Source organism: Xanthocytophaga flava (assembly GCF_030068545.1).
Classification (GTDB): Bacteria; Bacteroidota; Bacteroidia; order Cytophagales; family 172606-1; genus Xanthocytophaga; species Xanthocytophaga flava.
Genome location: NZ_JASJOR010000025.1, coordinates 64435 through 89748 on the forward strand (window position 1 = coordinate 64435; position 25314 = coordinate 89748).

Genomic DNA, 25314 nt, shown 5'->3' on the forward strand with positions numbered 1-25314 from the left:
TCTTCTTTAAGCTCATTTACGGTAGATAAAATCCCATCCATAATCATGTTGCAACTCCATTGAAATTATGACGATATTCTATCAGTTGAGTCTGTATATACTATGAAGGCAAATAAATACGGAATGTTGTTCCTTTGTTGGGTTCACTATCTACCTCAATCTTACCATTCATAGCATCAACCTGTTCCTTTACAATAAACAATCCCATACCTTTTCCTTCTGTATGAAAATGCATTCGATGGTAGAGCTTAAAGAGTTTTTTGGGATCATTCTTTGTCAGATCCATACCTAAACCATTATCCTGTACAGACACACATACATATTTATCTACCTGTAATGTCTGAATAGTAACAATAAGGGACCGATCAGGACTACGGTATTTGATTGCATTAGAAAGTAGATTATAAAGAATACTTGTCAAATAACTTCTTATAGCAGTAATTACTTGTACATCTGAAAAATCAGTTAGTACCTGCGCCTGGGTATTAGCAATGGGTCCTTTCAAACTTTCCAATACTGTTTGTGCAACCTCATCCAGATGTACAGGTTCCCGTACAGCATCTGCCTGATTACGCATTAGCAGAATATCATTCAGGTCATTGACAATCATATCCAGATTACTAGCCGAACGATTCAGGTACTCGAGCATTTGAGGAGTCGCTGAACCATTCTGCTGGCTTTCACTAAAGATCCCAACCAAACCCATGATCTGAGCAATAGGCGCCCGAAGATTATGCGAAATAATGTAGGTAAACTGTTCCAGATTCTGATTTTGTTTTACCAGATTATCATGAGCAATTTGTAATTCCTCAGTTCGTTCAGCTACACTTTCTTCCAGATGATTATTCAAATCCAATATTTCTTCGTTTTGTCGGTTTATCTCCTCATTTTTTTCAAACAGTTCCCTTTGCTGAGTGATCAATAACCGATTTGCCTTATTTTTCTGATGATTACTTCTATACAACAGTCCGGCAAACAATGTTGTGCAAACCAACAGAAAAGAAGAAGCAAGTAACCAGGATTCCTTCTTTTGTTCTGAAGCCGTGATGACAGCATTGTTTTTTTTCAACAACTCTATTTCTCCCTGTTTTTTATCGAATTCAAAAGAAACACGTATATGTTCAACCTCAGTATTAAATGATTGTCGCCCCAAAGAATCTTTTACCTGATAGTACAGTTGCTGATAATAAAATGCACTATCAAACTGGTTAGCATGTTGGTAGCAATCTACATACGATTGATATACCTCTATCAGATCATCGTATTCCTTTTCACGCATCGCTAATAAGCGAGCATTCGCCAACACCTGTTTGGCCTGAGCATATTTTTGTTCTTTTGTATAGATTTGGCTTACTCTGCTCATGGTAGTGACAACATCCCCCCATATCATAAATTTACGACTTAGCTCCAGGTTAGCCTGATAATATTTCAGGGCTGTAGTATAATTATGTTTCAGCTCATATATATGCCCGATGTTACCATAATTTATCCCAATCCAGGCACTATCTTTTACTTCTTCAGCCAGCTTTAATGACTGCTTATTATAATTTATAGCCTTTGTATATTGCTTTTGATTACGATAAATCAAGCCAATCGTATTCAGCAAGCTAATATGAGAACGAGAATCCAGAGAATCTGCACTGATATCTAATGCCTTCTGTAGGTAGGAAAGAGAAAGTTTTTCCTGTTTAGTGTGATAAAAAAGATTTCCTATTCGATAGAGAATTCGCCCCTGAGATAATTGTTGCTTAGTACTTGCATATATATTTAGTGCATTGAGATAATACTTTAGACTAGAATCTGCCTGATCCAAAGAATTATAGACATTTCCTGTCTGGGCAAGGTCATCTGCCAGTTCAACAGGCAAATGATAACTACGAGCCAATCGGCAAGCTCGTACAGCAGCGTCAAGTGCTTGAGAAACATGATTCGTTAGTTCATAAATGACCGCTTCCATCCGATATCCTGCAGCCAGAGGTCCTTTAAAAGACAAATGCCTGGTGGCATTCTGTATCTTGCCCAGTATACTTATCAATTCCTCATCAGATAGTTGATCTGCTGCCAGACGCAGGTTATTCTCAAGTTTTCGATAGGTAGTCCGATAAGTAGTGGGTGTGGTACGAGCTAATTCACTAATAGTAGTATCTATTGCCTGATGCTGAGCAACCAAACTATCTACAACACCTACAAAAAAAAATGCTATGAGATAAAATACACGTATTTCAGAATAGATTTTCACAAGGAAACAAGGTCAAAAAAAGAATGGTATAACGTTTATATAATACCATTTTCTAACTGAAAACAGCATTGTACTTCTGAAAGCACATTTTATATGTGACACGCAGATTTCTCTTATGGTTGTGAGATTCTAACGTATTAGGGGTAAGTGTATCAGGTCAATGTATACAGGTTTGAGAAATTTCAGGTACAAACTATTTGTTTCTGTCTGATTTTCAAAAAAATATATACTACCCAAAGTAGTAGTTCCCAAAAAGTAACTCAATAATCCATTCATTTTTGTCACAATGGATAACAAGAAATGACAAAACATACAGTTTCGAGATTTTATCTAAATTTAGCCCGGTTTTATACAAATCTACCAAAGTATCTAAAAATATCATAATCTGCTTCTTAGGATAGTAAGAAAAATAATAAGTAACCAGCAAAAGAATATAACCGGCCAAATAATAATAGGTCAGAAGAGAACAAGTCAACTATTTCATTGTCTTTCAAACATCTTCTTTTCCTTTGTCATCAGGTATTTTCAAACAGATATTAGTCTTCATTAACATCCCAGTTGTGAAAACTCAGCTACTTTTTTCATTATCTCCTTTTCACTGGCTTCTCCTGATAAAAATAAGGCAGGTCTATGATTATTATAATGATTGGAGACATCAATAATAGCATCGGGCTTATAGTCACCATCCAAATCTCCTACCCACATAACAACAGTCATAGTATCATCAAATACATCATGCTCAACCAGAAGTTGCTGTTTTTCTACACCATCTTTAATGATGGAGATATACAAACGATAGTCTGATACCTCATTACTGATCTTTTGTCTCTTTCCTGTAGCTCGCAACGTATAGGTGATAGAATCCACTGTAAAAGAATTTTTTTCGCTTGGCCAAATTGTCTTTTGTGACATCACAACTGTATCTATATTTCTCTCAGGCAGACTTATACCTGTAATAAGTAAAAGGCAAGTGTCCTTATCTGATACGGAAACTTGTCTTCCAGACCATACATACTTAGTATCCAAAAGCGCATCATATACAGTTTTCACCTGAACAATAGTTTTCTTCACATAATACCCAGTAGTAGTCTGAAATAGTCCGTACCATTGCTTATTGTCTGCACCTTTCCATACTTCATTGTTATGAAAATTTCCAGTCTCCAGGATCTTGATTTTGGTATCAGGTTCAGAAGGCACACCTCTGACATATCAAAGCGGACTGTAGTATCTTCTACAAGAGCAGTAGTAGTAAAAACGGATGTACTATCCTGTTGTAGTAAGACAGCCGCAGTATCCTGAATGGATTGATTGTGGTTAGATTTAGTTTCAGAACAGGAGCAAAGTAGCCAACCCAATAGGAAGCAATAGCTTATACCTGTCTGCATGTGTTTATAAAAATTCACTAATCTCATTGTTTTAAATTGCTTACAAGATCGTAGAGTTATCCCGTGTAAAGGCATTATTTACTTATTTATCCGAATATTTTTTATGCTGATTGAGCTTCTCTATAAAGAGAGTAAGCCGCTGAGTACGAGTTTCAGCTTTTTTAGCAGACTCAATCCAGACAATGTATTCCTTTCGATTGGTATAAGACAATTTTTCAAAATAAGATTTTGCCTCAGGATTAGCCTCTAATAATGGAATCACATCTTCTGGAAGTTCAACCACTCTTTCCTCTGTATCTTTCTCTATTTCTACATCCACTATATCACCAAATGTTTTATTGAGTTCTTTGCGGATAGCTTTTGTCATCCCTAGTCTATGGCAACCCGCCCCCATATTAGCAAGGCTACCCCGATAAAGCACTTTTCCATCAAGCAATGCTTTTACTTTTACCTGTCCTTTTACTCCATACAATTCCTGTACATCATACGGAAATGCGATATAGCCAGCATCCATCTCATTATGCTGTTCAATTTTAGCAGCAAATGTTACTTTTTGGTTTTGTTCCATCTTCTCATCAGGTAGTGGGATATAATCATCTTTCATCAAATTTATCAAAAGTAGTTGAATTTAACGTATGTTGTTTGTTCTCAAACCATCCACCTGACAGCTACAAAAACAAATACACTGATGCTCTGTATCTGGCAAATTTTACAGGCATCCCGCTATTCAGACATACACTTACAACTTCTCTAAACTCATTCATTATCTACCTTCTTATACCCTACCTACTACATACTCCTGATTTCAAGAAAATACATCTTCTTTAGTATCCCACTTTCCATTTTATACATTCAGATTTATAGCCAGTCCAACAAAACAGACTATATGCTGAATGGTGTTGCTTGTTATAAAGAGTGCAATACGAACGACTGGAGAAAGATATCCAAATGATGAAACAAACAGGAATTAATGTGTCTCGTATAGCAGAGTTGATGTAGAGTACAGTAGAACCTCAGGATGGAGTCTTTGATCTTCATCTATTGACTTTGAATTCAATGCCATACACAAGGCAAATATCCGAGTCATTACAGGAACACTCACCTATGCAGTTCCAACATGGCTGATTCGTAAGTCTCTGGATGTACTGGATCGTGTTCCTAGCTGTTTGTAGAATACATGAAAAACAAATTCAAAACTCTGGATAAGATCAATGACGATTCTCTATCATTGAAGAAAACCAGAGACATAAAAAAAGAACCAGACTTTATTAGTCTGGTTCTGGTATATACTTAGACATTATGTAGTTCTGCTTCTTTCTCTTTTTGGATTGTAGCTGCATTTGGACGAATAATAAGTCGCAAGGTAGGATCGTTGGTAATAAATGACCACATCCAGCTAAAGGCCAAACGCATTTTATTTCTAAAGCCAACCAATGGTATAATGTGAATAAACAACCAAACCATCCAGGCAAAGAAACCTTTGAAAGAGAATCCAGGCAGATCGGCAACCGCTTTGTATTTGGAGATGATTGCCATGCTACCCTTGTCGTTGTACCGGAAAGGTTTTAATGATTCATTGTCCTTCAACCGCTTCAGGTTTTTAGCCAGCAATGCACCTTGTTGTATAGCGACCTGCGCCACCTGTGGATGACCTTTCGGGAACTTCGGATCTGACAACTGCATACACTGATCACCCAAAGCAAAGATATTAGTTGTTCCCTGTACCTGATTGTATTCATTTACCAGAATACGTCTCCCCCGAGTAATAACTTCAGGGGCCAGGCCAGGAGCTTCTCTGGCAATTACCCCAGAAGCCCATAATAAAGCATTGGTTTCAATGGTACTTCCATCTGCCAGAAACACCTTTCCATCCCGATAATCTTTTACAGGTGTATTCAGAATAACATTTACACCTAGCTTTTCCAGTACATGAGCAGCTTCTTTCTGGGCTTTGGTACTCATTGGAGCCAGCAAGACAGGGCCTGCATCAACCAGGTAAATGTGTGATCCAAAGTCCTTAATTTCAGGATATTCTTTTTCTGCTGTATATTGTCCCAGCTCTGCCAGCATACCTGCCAGTTCTACTCCGGTAGGACCTCCTCCAGCGATCACTATATTCAGATAGCAATCCCGTTCTTCTTTAGTTTTTGCTCTCACAGCCTTCTCCATATTCATCAGCAACTGATTTCGAAGTACCAGTGCCTCATCAATGGTTTTCATAGGCAGAGCCTTCTGAGCAACTCCTTCTATACCAAAATAGTTGGTTTCAGTACCCATAGCCAGGATCAGATAGTCATAAGGCAGTATACCTGTATCTGTCTCAATTGTATTGTTCTGTGGGTTTATTCTGACAAGACTTCCCATATGAAACCGCAAATTATCCTTATGCTGAAACATTCTGCGGAAAGGGTGACTTATATTAGAAGGCTCAATAAAAGCAGTGGCCACCTGATACAAAAGTGGTGGAAAGAAATGATAGTTATTCTTGTCGACAAGAGTTATCTCAAACTGTTTGTCATGTGATAGCGACTTAACGAAGTTGATTCCAGCGAATCCGCCGCCCACTACTACAATTTTCATTGCCGTAAAGGTTTATATAAAAAATAATAGGTTGGTATGATCTCGGACTCAAAATACTATGCTTAGCCATATAATCCGTTTTCCACTACCATTCTCCCTCACAATATCTCTCTATTCTTGGGTATTCCTATCCTTTTTTCTATATGTCTAAAAGTATGCCATAGACTCTTTGATGATAATCTCCCCCTCTATTGTATAAAACCCTTAAATGCCTGTGTATAGTTCTTCCCAACCTGAATTCTTTTGTTATTTTTTAAGATTACCATTTTACCTTCCAGGTAAGCTACATGATTTTTGTTAACAATGAAAGATTTGTGTACACGAATAAAATCATTTTCAGGCAATTGATCTTCAAAACTACCCATGGTACGCATGGTAAGATGATAGCGATCCTCCAGCCAAATCTTTATATAATTGCCATAGGCTTCCAGATAATAGATATCCTTCAGATTTAGTTGGATGAAACGTTTATCAGATTTAATAAAAATCTGTTGTTCTGGAGCAGGTTCACTAACACCAGGCAGATTGCTCCCTTCCTGGTTTTTCAGTTGATACAATTCATAGGCTTTTTGAACAGCTTTCAGAAAACGATCAAACCGAAACGGCTTTAGCAGGTAATCACACACATCCAGTTCAAAGCTTTCCAATGCATATTCCTGATAGGCAGAAGTGATAATTACCAGAGGCTTCTGGCGAAGAGTCCGTAGTAAATCCAGTCCTTGTATTCTGGGCATCCGGATATCTAAAAAAATCAGATCTATCTTTTGGGTGTTTACTACCTGTATAGCTTCTGATGCCTGATAGCATTGCCCTACTACCTGAACAAAAGACACATCTTCCAGGTACCGAAGAATAACATCGTGTGCCAGAGGTTCATCATCAATAATCAGTGCAGAGAGTTTCATAAGAAGAGTAATTTCAACTTCGCTGTATAAGTAGTTCCTTCTGACTGTAAAAGTAATTCATGTTTCTCAGGAAAAAGAAGTATCAGCTTTTGTTTGAGATTTTCCAGCCCAATGCCTTTCTGTTGTATCACTCCTGGTTCAAAAGTATTTATCGATGTAAACAAAAGGCTTTGTGTATCACTATATAAATGCAGGTATAACTTTGTTTTTCCTTCCGCAGGTTCTATACCATGCTTAAATGCATTCTCAACCAGTGTGATTAGTAGCAAAGGTGGTATCTGAAGTTTGTTATCTTGTATTTGTTTCTCAAACCGGAAGTCTAGCTCTTTATGTAACCGGATCTGTTGCAGACGAATATAGTCATCTATATATGCTATATCTTCTTCTATAGCTACTTTTTGCTCTTTGCCTTTGTAGATCACATACCGCATCAGATCAGAGAGCTGCAAAATAAGTTCAGGGGTCTGATCTGATTTTGCCAGACTTAACGAATACAAATTGTTCAAGGTATTGAAGAAAAAATGTGGGTTTACCTGTTGCTTCAATAAATCCAGTTCTGTCTGCGCCTTTGCCTTTTCCAAGGCGATAATCTGGTTATTTTGCCGGAACCACTGAAGAGTCAGCACCAGAGGTAGACTGATGGCAATAATAGCAAAGGCACCCCAACCGTTTTCTCCATGAAAAGCCGAAGTAACCATCCCTCCTAACAACATATTGATAGGCAAAAACATAATTATTTGTGCCCATATAGGGTAGAACAACACTATACATGCTATTGTAGCAAGAAAATAAGTAATAAACCCTCTCTGCTTTAGCAGTTTGGGAATCAGAAAATGCCGGTTTATATAATAGAAGAAGAAAAACGCAAAGTAGGTAATAAAGAACTGTCCCCAAATCAGTACCAAAGACCAGAGATTATGTATGATCTTCTGAAAGTCGAAAACATATCCTATCAGAAGTTGTTCTTTGGTATGATACTCCGGGTTATTCATACTGGAAACGGTCATCAGAGCCAGTATAAGGGTTATTAGCAACATAGAAAGTAAAATCATGGTGTCCAGCTCCAGAAATCGTACCCAGGCTCTGGACGGAATCTTTTTTCGAAGATACCGATTGGCTTCCAGTACAACTTTTAAACCGATTACCAACAAGGCCATCGTGATCAGAAAATCTGCAGGCAAAAGAATACCACAACATATCTCAACATTCGGATACCACCAGGTAAACACAGGCAAATAGCCTACAAAACAAACAACACAGGCAACAATATAATATCTAGTTCTGAAGGAACGAACAAGGTATTCTCTAAAGCTTTCAAACAACAATACAGGGCAGAAAAGAATAGTCAACTGCATGGTGTAAGACATATATTCTGTCCAGCTATAGGGAGAATATTCATTGGTTTTATATAAGCTGCCAAAGAGTATCAATCCACCATAGACCCAAACATCACTAGTCAGGAAAAAAGCTTCTATCTTTTTCGGGAATGCATTCATAGTATGATTTACAAACCACCAAAGAAGATATATTTAAAACCCTAAATCAAATTAAAATGATCAAAGGCGGTATTTTCATGATAAACATTCCGTCTAGCTATCTTCCGAAAATAATATACTCTTCATCATCACTTTAACAGCTGTCATCATTATAAGTTGGTGATCTGATGATTCTCCAGATCCTTTGTGAATAATTTTAATCCACGACAGATCTATGCAAACATTAGAGATCCGCAGCATTAGCAAGAGTTATTCTTCCGAAACCAAAGCACTGGATAGTGTTTCGTTACATATCCCTCAAGGCATGTTTGGGTTACTGGGTCCAAACGGGGCAGGAAAATCCTCACTGATGCGTACCATCGCCACCTTACAAAAGCCCGATGAGGGACAAATACTTTTTGGAGATATAGATATTCATCAAAACCCACAAACACTAAGAAGTCAGCTAGGATACCTGCCTCAGGAATTTGGTGTATACCCCCGTATGTCAGCTTTCGAACTACTTGACCACATGGCACTGTTAAAGGGTATCCTTTCCAGAAAACAACGTAGAGAACAGGCACTGGCTCTACTGGAACAAACCAATCTATATGCTGTTCGCAACAAAGCTGTAGGGACTTTTTCTGGTGGCATGAAACAACGCTTTGGCATTGCACAGGCATTATTGGGTAGTCCCCGTCTGATTATTGTGGACGAACCCACTGCAGGATTAGATCCACAGGAACGCAATCGCTTTCTGAATCTGCTGAGTGAAATCGGCGAAAATGTTGTTCTGTTGTTGTCGACGCATATTGTAGAAGATGTAAGAGAACTATGCCCCCGTATGGCCATATTGGCAGGTGGCAAAATTGTATTGCAAGGTGAACCAGCTTCATTAATCCAAACTCTGAAAGGACGCGTCTGGCACAAAACAATAACCAGAGACCAACTTCCACACTACCAGAAAGCCTTATCTGTATTGTCTGTTCGCTTACTGGCCGGCAAAACACAAATTCAAGTATTGTCTGACTATCAACCGGAAGCAGGATTTACTCTGCTGGAACCTGATCTGGAAGATGTGTATTTCTCGGTTTTGTTTGGTACACAATCCACTGGAAAGGAGATAAGTGTATGTTAATTCAGCTTATTACTTTTGAATGGAGGTATCATTTCAGACAAATCTCATTCAAAATTGCCGTACTACTGTTTTTTGTCATGGGGTTCATCTCTGTCAAAGGTGGCTTCGGAGGCGAGGAAGTATATAAGAACTCTCCCTATGCTATTTCAGTAATTCTTAGTTTATTTTCTTTGTTTCTATTATTTGGTACTACTGTCTTTGCAGCCAATGTGGTTTTACGAGATAGTACACACAAAATGGATTCGCTGGTTTATGCTACGTCCATCAGTAAATTCCAGTATCTGATCTCTCGTTTTGCCGGATTACTTCTACCAACACTATTCATTCTCTTCATGATTGTAATGGGGATGTTACTTGGGCTATTTTTGGTTCAATCGGCCTATATTGGGCCTTTTCACTCCTCATATTACTTATATCCATTGCTGGAATTAGGGATACCCAATATTCTCTTTAATACCACAGTGATTTTTGCCGTAGCTCTGTTGACACGTAGTTCGATTCTCACCTACATTGCAGGAGTGGGAGTGTACATTTTGTATATGGTGGCTTCTATTCTGGGTAATTCACCTCTGATGGCATCCTCCACGTTCAAAAGCTCTCAGGATAATTTTCTCTCTGTCTTACTTGATCCCTATGGACTGGTAGCTTTTTTTGGAACAACCCGCTTCTGGCCTTCTACTCAACGTAATACACAATTGCTTTCACTGGAAGGTTCATTCCTGGCAAACAGGCTTCTATGGATCGGCCTAAGCCTGCTTCTGTTTGCACTTACCTGCAAACTCGCTTCGTTTCGTATACTACCAAACAAGCTTACCAAACAAAAATCTAAAAAAGAGCAATCCTATACGCCAACAGCATATAACCGGGTCTTGTCCAATACATTTTTACCGACAACTCAGGCAAGGATGTTTATCGGACAAACCTGGCTTTCTGTGAAACAGATGTTTGGGAATATTGCATTCATAGCCATGCTGGTACTCTGGGTATTTTATCTTAGCATCGAAGTGAGTGAATCGATGACAAATGGAGCTTTTGGCATCTCGTTTTACCCAACAACCAGCTTGATTGTTAATGAAATTCTGGAAACGAAACTAGCTATTCTTATTCTGTTGTTTTACAGCATGGAACTCCTCTGGCATGAACGCACTGTCAAAACAGATGCACTGATAGATACTACTCCGGTTTCAAATCTTGTACTGTTCTTGTCCAAAGTAGCCACAATGGCTTTTCTGGTGGTAACGCTGATTGTATTAAACTGTTTGACGGGCATAAGTGTACAACTCTTCCATAACTACTATACCTTTGAATGTTCAGTATATTTATCTCTGCTCTACTATAGTGGCTTGCCACTTTTTCTTATTGGCCTGCTGATTATAGTTCTCCAGCTAGTGATTGGCAACAAATACCTGGGTATGATTGTGTCAGGATGTCTTCTTTTACTACTTATTACGAATCAAATACCAGGGGTTGAACATTATCTGCTACGATTTGCCCAGACTCCTACCCTTCTACATTCTGCATTCAATGGATTTGGTCACTATGCTCAGGCTTTTCACTGGTATATGGGCTACTGGAGTGCTTTTATGGGTATTCTAGTTGCCATTGCCTATACCCTATGGATACGAGGAGAGCATCTTTCTTTCAGAACTCGCATTCAACAAGCTCAGTTCTTTTCAGGAAAGTGGCAGAAAAGCTGGTTACTAGTATGCCTGCTCCTATTTTCAGCATGTGGAAGTTATATATTCTATCAGACAAACAAAGTACACAATTATCTTAGCTCAGGAGAAAAAGCAGACTACCGTGCATCCTATGAAAAAAAGTACAAACAGTATGCAGCTCTTCCTCAGCCTATCATTACAGATGTAAAAACGGCTGTTGACCTCTACCCTGAATTAAGAGAGTATCATGTAAAAGGCAGTTATCAGCTACAAAATAAGACAACTGTGCCCATCCAAAAGGTTTTGGTCTGGTTGGACTCCGAAGTGGGGCAGTGTACAATATCACTACAAAATGCCCGCCTTATCAGACACGATTCTGTATTCCATCATTACTGGTTACAGTTTGACAAACCTCTACAACCAGGACAAAAAACAACGATGCAATTTTTACTAAAGGTAAACCGATCAGGTTTTACACAGTTTAACAATGAAAATTCGGTTGTCAGCAATGGTTCCTATATCGAGCTAGAAAAATATCTGCCTTTGCTTGGCTATGCTTATCACATAGAATTGGAGAATCCGATAGAACGTAGCAAAAGAGGCCTTACAGCTCAGAAATCTACATCTTACGCAGCCCTATCCAGACCTCAATATTACAACTGGGTACACTATGAGACTATTGTATCTACGTCAAAAGGACAAAAAGTAGTTACAGTAGGTAATCTGCAAAAAGAGTGGCAACAGACTGGCAGAAGCTATTTTCACTATAAGACAGACCAAACCATCGCTTTTTCCTTTCCTCTTTCCTCTGCCAATTATCAGGAAGCACAAACCCATCACAAAGGAATTCAGATAAAGGCGTATTATCTTTCAGGACAGAGTTACAATGTAGCCAGCATGCTTGAGTCAGTTCGGCAGTCTTTAGACACTTACCAGCAGGCATTTGGTCCCTATCAGCATAAACAACTCTCTATCACAGAAATACCACAGTATCGGGGAGCGGCTACAGCCTATCCAGGCATACTGTTTACAGCAGAAACCGTAAACTTTCTGGCTGATTATAGCGATAGCCAAAAGACAAATTATTCGTATACGATTCTGGCACATGAGATGGCACACGAATGGTGGGCACACCAACTGGAACCTGCTTCTTTGCCTGGTAGTAAGGTGCTAACCGAAACCCTGGCAGAATATTCAGAAACCCTGCTAACAGAAAAGAAATATGGAAAAAATCGATTGCAGGAATACCTAGGCAATAAACGGGATGAGTACTTTGCTGCCCGTGGATATGCAGGAGTAAAAGAAGTACCTCTTGATCAGGTAACAAATCAGACCTATGTGTACTACTACAAAGGAGCTATTGTGATGCAGGCTCTAAAGGAATCAATAGGCCCGGACAAAGTGAATCAGGCTTTGCAGGCCATACTCCGAAAATATACTATTCCTCACAGACAGGCATCCATACAGGACTTGTTAAACGAGCTATATATAGTTTCTCCCGATTCGCTGCACTCCCATATAGATGAATGGTTTAAGAAGATAGTATTTTATGATCTATCTATTCCTTCTGCCTCCTATCACAAACTTGCTGATGGTAGATTTCAGATTGACATGAATATCAATATACAGAAAAGTGAACTCTTAAACAGTAAAAAAGAAATTGCGATGAAAATACACGAGCAAATACCTATTGGCGTATTTTCCTGTGATCCAGACAAGGTAGCAGATACCACAGAGATACTTTACTTGAAGTCGCATCCTTTCCATCAACCAACCAACCGGCTTTCATTTATTGTCAATAAAGAACCTCATTCTATTGTCCTGGACCCTTATATCACTTTTATGGATAAGAATAAACAGAATAATGTATACCAATTGACACATAAGAAATGATCAACTAGCTGATTCATACAAAGAAATGAGATAAATTTCTTCTATTTTCTCTTGTATGTTACGATTATGTTACCAATATTTTACATAGAAAATTTCACACATTCGTTAGTTTTTCCATTCTTCGGCCCCGCATTTATGCTATACAAACCAATTTTTACAGCCACACTTATTCGTATAAGCCTATGAAAAGAATATTTCTTGTATCTCTCATTTGTTTTTGTACCTTATCCTCTATGGCGCAACAACTTACCCTCTCGGGATACACCTATACAGATGATAACAAAATCATTGGCATAGCAGAAGATCCAACAAAAACCACTGTATACAAAAAATTTGCAGTAAAAGGCCCTTTAGCCAGTGCATTTGCAATTAAGAAAAATGGTCAACTCAGTGTTCGTCCCAACACCTTACCTGCCAACACTTTCTGGCATGATGTGACTATTGAAGCAACAACTGCTGAAGGCAAAGTAGTAACCAATACCTTCCGTATTGTCAAAGATCAGTTTATACGCAACAAGGTAATTGCACACAGAGGTGCCTGGAAGAAATCAGGTACTACGGAGAATTCACTTACAGCTCTTCGTAATGCGGTTGCACTAGGATGTATGGGCAGTGAATTTGACATTCACCTGTCTGCTGACTCTATTCCCTACATCAATCATGATGCAGCGATCCAGGGATTTACCATTGAGAAAACAGAATCTTCCCAGCTTTCACAAATCAAACTGAGCAATGGAGAGTCGCTGCCTACTCTTTTGTCTTATTTACAGGAGGGAATGAAACAAAACCGTACACGGCTTATTCTGGAACTTAAACCTTCTGTAGTGAGCAAAGAAAGGGCATTGCTACTTACTGAGAAAGTAATAGCTATGGTACGTGAACTTAAGGCTCAGGCATGGGCAGAATACATCAGCTTTGATTATGATGTATGCAAAAAAATTAAAAGCATGGAGCCTCATGCCAAAGTTGCGTATCTGAATGGAGAACTCTCTCCTGCTCAACTGGCAGCTGATCATATAGATGGATTAGACTATCATCATTCTATATTAAAGAAAAATGAGTCCTGGTTTGAGGAGGCGCATCAGAAAAAACAAACAGTCAATGTTTGGACTGTCAATGAGAAAAGTCTGATGGAATGGCTTCTGCAAAAGAATGTAGATTTTATTACTACCAATGAGCCTGAGATGCTTCTGGAGATTGTACAGTAGTTCTCATTGAGCATGCTTTTTAACTTATTGTCAATGAAGCATGCTCAACGATTTTTTGTTTTTTTTCAGACTTATAGCATAGTTGATATACAAGTCAACAACCTCAAACAACAGACTTTCGGGTAAGATCTGATAGAGTGGCATTTCCCTGTTGGATTAGCAATTCTGCCAGTTCCATACGTCCCTTCTCCTTCTTTTCCAGTACAAACTCCAACTCATCCAATGTCAGCAATTTGGTATTGACCAAACGGATTTCTTCCAGATTGCCTTGCATCGTATTGGAGCGACTATCAGATGGTAAGCCCAGAATCACTCCTACTCTACCAGCTGAATTTCGGAATGCATCGGGTACTTTATTGGCGTATATTTCGGTTGTAAGAAACTGGTATTTATTCAATAGCCCCAGTAGATTCCCGTTTTGTGCAGCTAGTTGGCTTACCTGATACAAGACATCAAACTGCCAGCTTTCCATGATCAGATCGTATGTAGGCAATATCTCTGGCGTTTCAACATACATCTCCAGGCCCAGGCCATTGTAGCCTGCATTTTCCGGGTTGGTGTCAACATCCGAATAAGGATCGGAAAGGCCATCACTGGCTAGAATCATTGTTGTGGGTGTAGTAATTTTAGCAAATGCCTGTCGTAAAGCAGGCCAGGCGGGTCCACCCATAAAAGCGGGATTGATCAAATGTGAAATCACATCTGGAGCCAGTTCTCCGATTTGTTGCCAGTAAGCATTCCGAAGCTCGCCAGCAGCTTGTGTAAGTTCTTCAAATGAGGGCATAGGTAAGAAGTAGTGTATTTGCGAGTATAAGTCTAATACGTGAGAGAACCTAGTCTGTTGTTACTTTCTTGTCATTTGTACCTGTTAGTTAATCTTTCGGAAATGTTCTGTATCTATGTGGTCTAAAAACTACCTTTACAGAATTTAGCACGTATTTGTATGAACTTCGAATATCTTTTAAAGCAGATCGCCTTTATTCAGGAGATAGACAAACTCAAATACATTCAGCGTAAAACCTGTCTTTTTAATAGCCAGCGAAAAGAAAACGACGCTGAACATAGCTGGCATCTGGCTATCATGGCAATGGTTCTGGCAGAACATGCCAATGAACCAGTAGATACAATGAAGGTAGTAAAGATGCTGTTGATCCACGATCTGGTCGAAATTGATGCGGGTGATGTATTTCTGTTTGACACAGCGATTAACCATACCAACACCCATGCCGAACGCCTGGCAGCGGAGCGATTGTTTGGCTTACTTCCGGCAGAACAAGCCCTTGAATTTACAGAGATATGGGAAGAGTTTGAGGCAGCAGAAACACCTGAAGCTCGCTTTGCCAAATCTATAGACCGTCTGGAGCCTGTATTACAGAATGTTTCCAATGGCGGAGGTACCTGGAAGGAACATCAGATTTCGTATGCGCAGGTAGTACAAAAAGTTCAGACAATGGCTCATGGTTCTGAAACCTTGTGGAGTTTTGCCAAAGCATTAATTGACGATAGTGTAGAGAAAGGATTTATCCAAAAAGAACACTAATCGTATTTTTTCATAAGCCGTCAAAGGAAAAACCTCATTACCCTCACAGATAATTCACTGATATATATAGCAATTAAAAATACTCTATTAGCTTTCAAAGAAAAGAGTTCAACTGCTGAACCGGGTCAATGCCGTGTTTAACCTGCTCATGGGTACCAACACCAATGCTATATTTAAAAGAGTCATGCCTAAGTATATAAAGGACAATTCAATAAGGAAAACAATAAGAATACTAACAGGTCACAAATTTTTATAAAAAGAATAAACAGATCTACATATTCGCATATAAAGCCAAAGCGAACCATACAAACTGTATCTGTGTTGTCAGATAACCACCATACCGATAAAAGGCAAAGTAGCTTACAAACATGAAATTTCTTATAATACCCCTATTTCTTCTATCCTTCACATTACACGATAAAACTGTTGACAATGCGCTTCCCTGTATTTGCAAATTGCAACATACCTTTCCGACTCCCCCTGTAAGTGATCAGACTCTCTTCTATATTCAGCGTACACCCAATCACAATACCATTATGTATGATCTGAATATGAAGAAAGGTAAACTCGACACAGAAGAACCTGTACATGTTTACTGGATACGCTATGGAGAGAATGGACAAAAAGAGGAACTTTCTTATATTCAGAGACAATTTGCTTATGGACTGAAAACCCGTAAATTAGCGGATAATCGATTTGAGCTTTCTTTTGTTTCCTACAAGAAACAACTACTCTATCTGGAATGGTCAGCACTTCTGAATCGTTATCGCATACACACCACTATCAATGGTAAAACGATAGACGTAAACAAAGTCTTTCTCCAGATCGAAGGGGGATCATTCTGGGTTCCGAATGTAGTATGTGTAGAAGTAAAAGGAACTGATCCTACCACTGGAAAAGAAGTAGTGCAGCTATTTAAACCCTGATCCACCATGAAAAAACAGTATGTATCTAATAGCCAGGAATCCACTCCTATGTTTAAAAGTCCTTTATTAGAGCCATTATCCAAGGTACATTTTTCAGTACCTCTTTTTATCTATATTCCTGTTATCGGCTATTTTCTGTACCAGGCACTAGCTATTCAGCACAATAGTATAGGCGTATTTTTGGGTAGTCTGGCTGGTGGTCTCTTGCTATGGACTATTACAGAATATGTCCTGCATCGGTTTGTCTTTCATTTTGAGCCTCAATCAAGCTGGGGACAACGATTGCATTTTATCTTTCATGGTGTACATCACGACTATCCCAATGATGCACTTCGCCTCGTAATGCCTCCCTCTGTAAGCATTCCATTAGCATTTGGTTTCTACTGGCTTTTTAAAAGTCTACTGCCAATGCATATGGTTCCGGCTTTTTTTGCAGCATTTGTGTCAGGTTATCTGTTTTATGACATTTCACATTATGCCCTTCATCATTTGCCTATGAAAAATGGATTCATGAAAAAGATGAAACAGCACCACATGCGCCATCATTACCAGGATTCAACCAAGGGATATGGTGTCAGCTCTTCTTTATGGGATGTCCTGTTTCGGTCTGACTTTGATAAATAATTTGATAAATAATAGGTTAACCCAAAGCCTGTTCCCCTTTTTCTATTCACCGATACAAGTCCCTTATTGGTCTATATATTCTACTATACAGTAGTATTAGACAGGATATTGGTTGTCTGACTCTAATAAAACCGAAACTACCTCTTGTATACTCTTTAATTTACGGTCTATGCTTCCAGTGGAGTATAGGTAACTATTGTTCTGAATGCAATAGATAGCCTTCGAATTGGGATTCCTATAGAAGAGAGGTAGGCGGGATAACAAGACCCAATTAGTATGACTCCGGCCTCGTTAGAAAAGGAACAACTCCGTCTTTATATTATAGACGATGACGAATTATTTCATATCATTCATACCCGAATGTTGAAAATGTGGTTATCTGATTGCCAGATTATCAGCTTTACAGATCCGGTTGAGGCATTGCATACACTTACAGAAGAATTTGGCTCACAGCGTAATTCACGTCCGCCAATAGTACCTATCGTACTATTAGATATCAATATGCCCTGTATATCAGGATGGGAATGGCTGGAACGTTTTACATTTAACTTACCCGAATGGCCCTCTCTCCTGAAAATTGCTATGCTGAGTTCATCTGTATCACCTGATGATGTCCAACAAGCCAAATCACATCCTCTTTTGAGTGGTTATTTCACCAAACCGCTGACCCAGTCGCTGGTTGAAAAGATTATGCATCTTAAAGAGAAAAAATAAGTAGCAGAGAATGATAACTTTTTGCTTTCCAGACTAATAGTATTTACTGGCGACAACCATCAGTAAATACTATTCTGTCTCAAATTTTATCGTTACATTTTTTTTGCTTTTTTTGCATCACTATCGAATTTGTATAGGCTTTCAGGCTAACGGCTTCCATTTTTTGTATTCATTCTAGTTAGTAATTTCTTCTCCCTTTTATCGTACTTTCCAAACCACGGCCAGGTCTGCAGGATTTCAGGTGTATATTCTGGTAACACATATAGGAAAGAGACAATCTTCATTAAAACACAAAGAGCTATTCCTACGTATAAGAACCTTTGTATTTAAGTAAGATTATACTAGAAATAATACATCCTGTCCGAAACATTCTATCTTTGTTTGGTTAAAATAGTATTCAATGACTGCATTTTTAGACCTCAAAAAGCTTTTACTAAAATATCCTCAGTGTATAGGAGCCAAAATAGAGACAAAGGCGTATGGTCATGCCACATTTCTGCTCAGATTAGTACTTCCGCATTTCATCGATCAGTCACTAACCGAGGAGCTTCTCAGTACAGAGACCATTACCGATATAGATGAAAAAATTCTTGAAGCGATTCTGACCCAAACTCATTGGGAAGTAATGTCCTTTAAACTGGAACAGAGAAATGAATTTGTCCAACAGCTACTGGACAACCTGTACCAGTTTAAAAATTTACGAAAACTTGAATACAAACATCCATTTCAAATGCCTGATGGCAAAGTTTCATTGCAAGGACTCTCCTTTCTGGAAATAGCAAATCTAAATGAGGTAGAAGTACAGGTTAAAGAACCTCTACCCACTATTCATACGTTTATACTAGGTAGTTTTCAAAAGACAGATGTAACACCCATTCTTGAGGTTTTAAACCCTGACACACTGCAAAAACTGGAATTACGGCATGCAGGTCTTACAACCTTACCTACAAACCTTCAACGATTCAAAAAATTGACCTATCTGGGACTGACAGGAAACAAAATTTCGGATCTCACAGGTATAAGCGCTCACACTAATCTGAAATTGCTTAACCTGAATAACAATCAACTGACTCATATCCCCTACGAAATATTCTCACTAACCCAGCTGGAAGATCTGTTACTGAATCAGAATCCGCTCACGACAGATACAGAAATCAAAGGCAAAACAGTATTGCTTCGATTAATCCATTGGTGTGATGAAAATCAGTTCCCGAAATCATTGCGTGAATTCTTTAGTGCATTGCTACAGAAAAATGACAAACAGACTGTAGAGGATGATATGACAGGATTACTTTGGGCACTAACATCTGCTATTGAACTGTTGAGAAGAAAAGCGACTAACCAACTAGCCTCTATACTCTCCGATTCACTGAATCAGCACTTTACCAGTGAAAAAGATACTATCTCCATATTGGGCAAGGTCAAAGGCTGGTCAACAAAAGACATCTTGTCTCAATTGAAGAAACACAAGATAAAAGCAAGTGATAAACTAAGTGATGCCACTACCTATGTATGTGTAGGAGATTCCCTTACAGCCGAACAAGTTAAAACCATTCTATCAAAAAATTTCCGGCTGATTGTGCCTCAGTATCTGAAAGAATTTCTGGAGAAACTGGAAACACCATATTTGAAAGAATCCGGAGAGGAAATGCAGGAAAATATAAACCGTCTGATTGTGAGTGATGAAGAAAGTACAGTCAAACTGGCGGCACAAATGATGATGGCCGGGGGAATCCCGGATGGCCTTTTTTATCAGATCTTGTGGTTAGGAATACGCAAAGGAACCTTCCATTGGAAGTATTTTCGACCTTTACTGGAAAAATACGCAACAGCACAACAATACGACTTTATTAAGAAATACCGGCAGAAAGAATTTGATGTGGTTATAAACAAGCTACTTGAATCCAGTGAGTTTGATATCCAACTGGTTTTAAAAGCTGGCTTACAGGTACTATATACACCTATAGAGTTTCGGAATCGGGTCTATCCTCCCGGACGCACCAACTACTATGCATTCCGGGATGTGTTCAAAAAAAGCCTTCGATTAGGTGGTGACGCAGCTCAGCACCTATATCAGAAGATGACAGACGGAAATACACTGGATTTGCTGTTTTCCAGTGCTACAGTTAAAGATCAGTTTCAATTTGCCAAAGAATTACAGGAGTTCAAGCAGGTTGAAAAAATCATTTGCTCCTATGCCTGTGCCACTATGCCCAACAATGTGAAGCTATTGAAGAAAATGAATCAGCTCAAAAAACTTGAGTTATATAAGCTCTCCCAGGTATCTGTAGACAAGCAACAACTGGCAGAGCTATTTCCTACGATAGAGGTTACTTTAAAAAATTATGAGAACTAGTAATATCATTGAAAAGCTGTTAACTGGAATCTACCGTCGACAATGAAACCATATTATTACCTGATTTTATGCCTTTTATTGGGATGTAACGATGAGAAGAAAGCAACTTCTTTACAGCCACCTGTTACTCCCAAAGTAGACACCTCACTTTCCTTTAAGGAGATGCTACATATGCCTCGGCATTCATCTGAAGGATATGGTGAATATGAGACGTTTATACATTGGAAAAACAAAATATATATCTCTGACTCTCTGGCTTTCAAAGATGATTGTGAAATCCGCCTGTATTTATTTGCCAGTTTTGGTGGTATTTATTGTCTTAGATATACTCTCTATAATAATGAATGGAAAGGAGAATGCATTAATTATCATTTTTCTACAAACAAGTTGGAGAAGAAGCCAATATCTCCCAAAGAAGGATGGAAACCTTTTATTCAGAATGCTATAAGCAATGGATTGCTAGACATACCAACAAGAGCAGAAATGAATGAGGAAATAACCAAACTCGGAAAACTATACCCTGATCATAATCTAGTAGTTATGGATGGACGACGTGTCGTTATAGAAGTTATTTCAAGGGATCATTATGATTTGAGACTTTATAATAACCAATTATCTATAGCGGATGATTATCCAGAAGCAGTTGTATTAAAAAAGATTAACAAACTTGTCAATTCCTTATTTATTCTTGATAGATAACCTATTCTTTCTATAATCAGACCTATACAATTTATACTCAGAAACCCAGCTATCTAACAAACAGTTTATGAATACTTTTTCGTCCTTAACAGAGGCATTTCAGGCCTACCCTACTTGCATTGGCATTGATTTCACAGAGTTTAGTACCTGGTTCAAGTTTGAACTACTATTACCTTCTGGAGATTCCTACACAGAACAAGGGATTAAAATTTCAGACCCACAACCCGAGTCAATCATTCAGGAAATTCTAAGTCAGACCCACTGGCAGATAGTGGAAATCGGAGCTTTTGAAAACAAAGGTGTCTGGATGCAAAAAATTGTCAACCAGCTACACAAATTTACTCAACTGCGAAAGTTATGGATTCGTTATGGATATACAAATTTTCATCCAGATGTGACTCTTTCTGTATCCCTGAATGGCTTACCTCACTTAACAGAAATACACTTGCAGGGGTGTACCATTTCTCTATCAGAACCCTTATCTCAGGCAACAGCCTTACATCTGGAATCAACATCTCTGGAAGAGATACAGGATGCTCTTGCTTGTCTCAATCCACAAAAGATCACTCAACTATCCTTTTCAAAAGCAGATCTTACTAACTTACCTGAACAGTTAAAATCATTTACCCATCTTAAAGTCATTGACTTAGCTTATAATGGATTTGAAACTATTCCTGTCTGGATCACCTCTCTCAAAGAGTTGACAAATATCTCTTTGTATGCGAATCCAATTCTGAAAAAAACAGAATTAAAGGAGTCCATGATTACCAAACTGATTACCCAGTCAAATAAACAAAACACATCAACACCTCTGCGGGAGCTGTATCTAAATCTGTTACAAAACCAGCCAAACGAGTCTACTACCCCAAAAGAGTTATTACCTGCTTTGAGCATGGATATTGAGTTACTGAACCGAAAAGCCATGCAGGAATTATTGAAAAAAGTAACCAATCCACTAAAGGAGACAGGCACCTCATCTCAGCATATTGCCCTGATTGGAAAATTTAAAGGAATATCTGTTCCAGAGACTATTGAGCAACTAAAACAACATGGCATTGAAGCATCTGAAAAGCTTACTCCTACCACAACCCTGCTTTGCATAGGAGAAAGCCTGACTGCCAAACAAGTAACAGAAGTGCTGAAGTATCAGTTACCACTGGCTTTGCCACAACACCTGCGTGATTTTTTACAGCAACTTGATCGCCCTTATCTGAAAGAATCTGATACAGAGACTCAGGAAAACTTATTTCGCCTGTTACGAAGTCAGGAGGAAAGTAATGTTAAACTTGCTGCAGAGATTATGCTAAGTGGAGGTGTACCTGATGACTTGTTTTATATGATCTTGCTACTGAGTTTTCTGAAAGCGGGAGGTTATAGAGCTGGGTTTAAGAAAGTTCTTGAAAAATATACCACACCTGAGCAATATGATTTCATTGTCAAACAGCAGAAGGCAGGCTTTTACAAAACCATTGACTTACTATTTGACAAACCATCTGAACTCTTTGACCTTAACAAACTTGTAGCGACAGGATTACGCATATTTGCCATTGAAAACAGCCAGCGAATGAAGTCCTATAATGATGAAGGATTTCTTCGGCCTTTTCATTACCTCGTTAAACGCTGTTTTGTAGCAGGAGGTGAACCAGCCCGACTTGCCATTAAAGCACAGCTGGAAGAAAAAACACTCAATGTCCTGTTTACAGATGATAGTTATTTTGGAAAGTTTAAACTGCCCACAGAACTACTGGAATTTACAGACGTTGAACGGATTATCTGTTCTCAGAATGTAATGACAGAGGTAGCAACCAACCGAAAAACTATTCAGAAAATGTCCAGTCTCAAAGAATTAGTCCTATACCATTACTCGGTAGATATCACCACTTCTTATGGAAAAGAGTATTATGATGGATGGCAGAAGGGAGTTGCCAAACTGAAAGATACCTTACCCCATCTTCAGATTACGGTACAAACTTATTAAGTACAGGCTATGGCTAATGAAATAAAAAACAAAATATATACTATTGCAGAAGGCCTCCAAGAACCGCAGAATGTAAAAGCATTGCTGGTAAAGAATGCCAAAGATATAGTCTTGGTACACAAGTTTCCTTTTCTTGAACAGTTGCAATGCATTTGGGGAGAGGAAACCATTCGGTGGGATCTGATAAAAGCTGAAATAGTAAGACTACAGTCATTACAAGAGTTACATCTGGTATACCAACAGGTAGACAATCAGATGATACAGGCTATTCTGGCACTTCCGCAACTGAAAGTCCTTAAACTAGAGTTCCGTCAGCAATCCAGAAAAAAAATAGATATTAGTTGGCTATCACAACTTGGACAACTGGTCTATCTTACCCATTTGTCTATCAAACGTCATAAGCTAACTGACCTACCGGATTCTATTTATCAACTGGTAAATCTGAAAGAACTAAGTCTGGCAGGTAACAGGTTCACGAATCTTCCTTTTCAGGCTGAACGCTTTCCAACACTGGAAATAATAGGATTAGAAGCGAACAAAATTGCTCATTTACCGGATGGTTTCCTGAATTTCAAAAAACTACAGAAGCTAAATCTGGCAGGAAATCCTATAGCTAAAAATCCTATCTGCAGAGATGGAGCTCCTGTAGTTCAGTTTCTGAATAAAATAAAATCACTACCTGCACATCTACCCAACATAGCATGGGCTGTATTTACGGATAACACCAGTCAGATAGCCGGGGCCAGCGATCAGGATTTGTGTGCATTATTGAGTATAGAATTAAAGGCATTTCAACAGAAAGTACATATACTACTTAACCAACGGTTAACAGATCCCTTTTTGTCAGGTATACAACCATCTGAAACAAACATCTGTCTGTTAGGGAATTTATTTTTCGGTATGAAACGCCAGGTCTTAATCGAACGGCTGCAGGCTCAGCAAATCACTGTACATACCAAACTACAACCCAATACAACACATCTGGTTGTAGGAGAAAACCTCACACAAAATAATATTAGCACCATTTACCAGACTTCCCTACTATTTGCGACTGCCGAGCACCTGCGCCAATGGCTTGAGATGCAGGAACAACCCTTCCTGAAAGAGGCAGATGAGTCAATGACTGAAAACCTGCGTCGGTTGTTATTCTCAGGGAGTGAAGATAATATCAGACTGGCATTGCAGATGATAGCCACAGGAGGTATCCCCGCTTCTATCTTATACCATGTATTCTGTATGTGTTTTTACAAAATATGGCGTGTATACAATCCAGCTCCAGACCTGCGAAGAGTATTTGAGCAAACCGGACCTTTTGAGATGGTGCAACTGGTAAAAAAACACTGGCAAAAAGAAAATAAACGTTTGGTGGAAATATTTATGCAGGAAGAGGTAATAGACAAAAAGCTATTGTTTGATACAGCTTTTGAAATGTTCCTAACCAGTGTTGATACTCCACCAATCCATGATCGTCAGACATTTGATCCAAGTACACAGTATAACGACTGGTGGAAATACTTTTTCAGAAGTCTAATTATCAAAATTTCATACAAGGCTGATGACCTTGCCGAATATGCATTGGTTCAACTTCAAAAAGAAAATATCTTTCAGCGAATTGCACAATATAACATAAGTCTTTTGTATCCCTGGCTGGAAACGAAAGGCAAAATTCAGAAATATGCAGCTAGTGCACTTCTTCAGGATCAAACACTGGATATACGAGACAGTTGGTTCAGTTTACTGTCTTTACCCATTTATACACCTGTAGAAAGACTGGTAGTATATGAGCATACGATGAGTGGAATGAACAAACAAATTATCGAACATTTAAGTAAAATAGAACACTTAAAAACTATCGAAGTGCATAAAAATGACATCAACTGGAACATAGATAACGTTCTGACTGATTGGCAACAATACGCACCTCAGATTCAAATTATACGAATAAACACAACTTCATAATCAAACCACAACACAGCTAGTAGTTAAAAGATACCAT

At 38.7% G+C, this 25314-nt stretch carries 18 protein-coding genes; 11 read left to right on the forward strand and 7 right to left on the reverse strand.

The features are described 5' to 3' along the window. Positions 1–100: 100 nt before the first annotated feature. The 6 genes from QNI15_RS28490 to QNI15_RS28515 form a co-directional block, all read right to left on the reverse strand. Positions 101–2239: a tetratricopeptide repeat-containing sensor histidine kinase gene (locus tag QNI15_RS28490; RefSeq protein ID WP_314035068.1), complete on the reverse strand. Its 2139-nt coding sequence runs from the start codon at positions 2237–2239 to the stop codon at positions 101–103. Between the two features lie 546 nt (positions 2240–2785). Further along, a complete protein-coding gene (locus QNI15_RS28495; RefSeq protein ID WP_314002514.1) occupies positions 2786–3436 on the reverse strand; it encodes a hypothetical protein in 651 nt (216 codons plus the stop codon). A gap of 270 nt (positions 3437–3706) precedes the next feature. After that, positions 3707–4228: a YdeI/OmpD-associated family protein gene (locus QNI15_RS28500; RefSeq protein WP_314035070.1), complete on the reverse strand. Its 522-nt coding sequence runs from the start codon at positions 4226–4228 to the stop codon at positions 3707–3709. A gap of 686 nt (positions 4229–4914) precedes the next feature. Further along, a complete protein-coding gene (locus tag QNI15_RS28505) occupies positions 4915–6204 on the reverse strand; it encodes an NAD(P)/FAD-dependent oxidoreductase (protein WP_314002510.1) in 1290 nt (429 codons plus the stop codon). Between the two features lie 188 nt (positions 6205–6392). Then, entirely contained in the window at positions 6393–7109 is a 717-nt protein-coding gene (locus QNI15_RS28510; protein WP_314002508.1) for a LytR/AlgR family response regulator transcription factor, read from the reverse strand. Then, complete coding sequence (locus QNI15_RS28515; RefSeq protein ID WP_314002506.1) at positions 7106–8605, reverse strand: sensor histidine kinase; 1500 nt, start codon at positions 8603–8605, stop codon at positions 7106–7108. Before QNI15_RS28515 ends, QNI15_RS28510 begins: the two co-directional genes overlap by 4 nt. Positions 8606–8819: 214 nt before the next feature. Between QNI15_RS28515 and QNI15_RS28520 the strand changes: the two genes are divergently transcribed. The 3 genes from QNI15_RS28520 (at position 8820) to QNI15_RS28530 (ending at position 14481) form a co-directional block, all read left to right on the forward strand. After that, on the forward strand, positions 8820–9722 hold the full coding sequence (locus tag QNI15_RS28520) for an ABC transporter ATP-binding protein (RefSeq protein WP_314035072.1): 903 nt from the start codon (positions 8820–8822) through the stop codon (positions 9720–9722). Positions 9723–9799: 77 nt separating this feature from the next. Beyond that, positions 9800–13273, forward strand: a complete 3474-nt coding sequence (locus QNI15_RS28525; RefSeq protein ID WP_314035074.1) for an ABC transporter permease/M1 family aminopeptidase — start codon at positions 9800–9802, stop codon at positions 13271–13273. A gap of 233 nt (positions 13274–13506) precedes the next feature. Next, complete coding sequence (locus QNI15_RS28530; RefSeq protein WP_314002500.1) at positions 13507–14481, forward strand: glycerophosphodiester phosphodiesterase; 975 nt, start codon at positions 13507–13509, stop codon at positions 14479–14481. A 103-nt stretch (positions 14482–14584) separates the two neighbouring features. Here the strand turns inward: QNI15_RS28530 and QNI15_RS28535 are convergent, their stop codons facing one another. Continuing rightward, on the reverse strand, positions 14585–15265 hold the full coding sequence (locus tag QNI15_RS28535; protein WP_314002499.1) for a suppressor of fused domain protein: 681 nt from the start codon (positions 15263–15265) through the stop codon (positions 14585–14587). Positions 15266–15424: 159 nt separating this feature from the next. Between QNI15_RS28535 and QNI15_RS28540 the strand changes: the two genes are divergently transcribed. The 8 genes from QNI15_RS28540 (at position 15425) to QNI15_RS28575 (ending at position 25277) form a co-directional block, all read left to right on the forward strand. After that, positions 15425–16021 carry an HD domain-containing protein gene (locus tag QNI15_RS28540; RefSeq protein WP_314002497.1) on the forward strand — a complete coding sequence of 199 codons (597 nt, stop codon included), beginning with the start codon at positions 15425–15427 and terminating at the stop codon, positions 16019–16021. 368 nt (positions 16022–16389) lie between these two features. Beyond that, positions 16390–16947, forward strand: a complete 558-nt coding sequence (locus QNI15_RS28545) for a DUF4833 domain-containing protein (protein WP_314035076.1) — start codon at positions 16390–16392, stop codon at positions 16945–16947. A 6-nt stretch (positions 16948–16953) separates the two neighbouring features. Beyond that, positions 16954–17571 (forward strand): sterol desaturase family protein, encoded by a 618-nt coding sequence (locus QNI15_RS28550; RefSeq protein WP_314035078.1) that lies wholly within the window; start codon positions 16954–16956, stop codon positions 17569–17571. 276 nt (positions 17572–17847) lie between these two features. Next, positions 17848–18285 carry a response regulator gene (locus QNI15_RS28555; RefSeq protein WP_313988868.1) on the forward strand — a complete coding sequence of 146 codons (438 nt, stop codon included), beginning with the start codon at positions 17848–17850 and terminating at the stop codon, positions 18283–18285. Between the two features lie 400 nt (positions 18286–18685). Then, a complete protein-coding gene (locus QNI15_RS28560) occupies positions 18686–20641 on the forward strand; it encodes a hypothetical protein (protein ID WP_314035080.1) in 1956 nt (651 codons plus the stop codon). Between the two features lie 42 nt (positions 20642–20683). Beyond that, a complete protein-coding gene (locus tag QNI15_RS28565) occupies positions 20684–21340 on the forward strand; it encodes a hypothetical protein (RefSeq protein WP_314002493.1) in 657 nt (218 codons plus the stop codon). A gap of 67 nt (positions 21341–21407) precedes the next feature. Next, positions 21408–23318 (forward strand): leucine-rich repeat domain-containing protein, encoded by a 1911-nt coding sequence (locus QNI15_RS28570; protein ID WP_314035082.1) that lies wholly within the window; start codon positions 21408–21410, stop codon positions 23316–23318. 9 nt (positions 23319–23327) lie between these two features. Beyond that, on the forward strand, positions 23328–25277 hold the full coding sequence (locus QNI15_RS28575) for a leucine-rich repeat domain-containing protein (RefSeq protein ID WP_314035084.1): 1950 nt from the start codon (positions 23328–23330) through the stop codon (positions 25275–25277). Positions 25278–25314: the final 37 nt, after the last annotated feature.

What these genes read in the sequence shown, in the direction of transcription:
- QNI15_RS28500 (WP_314035070.1), bottom strand. Translation starts at nt 4,228, where the DNA reads ATGAAAGATGATTATATCCCACTACCTGATGAGAAGATGGAACAAAAC.
- QNI15_RS28505 (WP_314002510.1), bottom strand. Translation starts at nt 6,204, where the DNA reads ATGAAAATTGTAGTAGTGGGCGGCGGATTCGCTGGAATCAACTTCGTT.
- QNI15_RS28510 (WP_314002508.1), bottom strand. Translation starts at nt 7,109, where the DNA reads ATGAAACTCTCTGCACTGATTATTGATGATGAACCTCTGGCACACGAT.
- QNI15_RS28515 (WP_314002506.1), bottom strand. Translation starts at nt 8,605, where the DNA reads ATGAATGCATTCCCGAAAAAGATAGAAGCTTTTTTCCTGACTAGTGAT.
- QNI15_RS28520 (WP_314035072.1), top strand. Translation starts at nt 8,820, where the DNA reads ATGCAAACATTAGAGATCCGCAGCATTAGCAAGAGTTATTCTTCCGAA.
- QNI15_RS28525 (WP_314035074.1), top strand. Translation starts at nt 9,800, where the DNA reads ATGGGGTTCATCTCTGTCAAAGGTGGCTTCGGAGGCGAGGAAGTATAT.
- QNI15_RS28530 (WP_314002500.1), top strand. Translation starts at nt 13,507, where the DNA reads ATGGCGCAACAACTTACCCTCTCGGGATACACCTATACAGATGATAAC.
- QNI15_RS28535 (WP_314002499.1), bottom strand. Translation starts at nt 15,265, where the DNA reads ATGCCCTCATTTGAAGAACTTACACAAGCTGCTGGCGAGCTTCGGAAT.
- QNI15_RS28540 (WP_314002497.1), top strand. Translation starts at nt 15,425, where the DNA reads ATGAACTTCGAATATCTTTTAAAGCAGATCGCCTTTATTCAGGAGATA.
- QNI15_RS28545 (WP_314035076.1), top strand. Translation starts at nt 16,390, where the DNA reads ATGAAATTTCTTATAATACCCCTATTTCTTCTATCCTTCACATTACAC.
- QNI15_RS28550 (WP_314035078.1), top strand. Translation starts at nt 16,954, where the DNA reads ATGAAAAAACAGTATGTATCTAATAGCCAGGAATCCACTCCTATGTTT.
- QNI15_RS28555 (WP_313988868.1), top strand. Translation starts at nt 17,848, where the DNA reads ATGACTCCGGCCTCGTTAGAAAAGGAACAACTCCGTCTTTATATTATA.
- QNI15_RS28560 (WP_314035080.1), top strand. Translation starts at nt 18,686, where the DNA reads ATGACTGCATTTTTAGACCTCAAAAAGCTTTTACTAAAATATCCTCAG.
- QNI15_RS28565 (WP_314002493.1), top strand. Translation starts at nt 20,684, where the DNA reads ATGAAACCATATTATTACCTGATTTTATGCCTTTTATTGGGATGTAAC.
- QNI15_RS28570 (WP_314035082.1), top strand. Translation starts at nt 21,408, where the DNA reads ATGAATACTTTTTCGTCCTTAACAGAGGCATTTCAGGCCTACCCTACT.
- QNI15_RS28575 (WP_314035084.1), top strand. Translation starts at nt 23,328, where the DNA reads ATGGCTAATGAAATAAAAAACAAAATATATACTATTGCAGAAGGCCTC.